A 385-nucleotide genomic window follows, 5' to 3' on the forward strand; every position below is an offset into this window, starting at 1 on the left:
GCCAAGCCCGGCTCACCACATCCTTGCCAACCGCTCCCTGAAACAGGCCGTAGAGCGCGCGCTTCACCCGCCGCGTGTTGGTGCCGGCCAGGTAGACGGAGGCGATCAGCGCCTCGGCCTTCTTCGTCAGCCGCTGGTAGCGAGGCAGCGCCTTCGACCGCCACTCGGTGACCTTGCCTTCCTCGTCCTCTATCCGGGCCCGCGGCACGCTGACGGTCTGCGTGCCGAACGTGCCGGTGAGCTGACGGTCGCGGTGCCCGTGCCGATAGCCCTTCGTCGATCCATTGCCGCGGCCGTAGCGGCAGCGCCCGATGAATGCTGCGAGTTCTTCTTCGAAAAGCGCCTCGATCGTCGCCCGGATGTTCTGCCGCAGCCGATCCTCGAT

1 protein-coding gene is annotated in these 385 nt (G+C 67.3%); it reads right to left on the reverse strand.

From position 1 onward, the window contains the following. A partial coding sequence (locus Q1A87_RS23855) for a transposase (RefSeq protein WP_299657390.1) occupies positions 1-385 on the reverse strand: 385 nt, incomplete at both ends.

Source organism: uncultured Jannaschia sp., from assembly GCF_947494055.1.
In the GTDB taxonomy this organism is placed as follows: Bacteria; Pseudomonadota; Alphaproteobacteria; order Rhodobacterales; family Rhodobacteraceae; genus Jannaschia.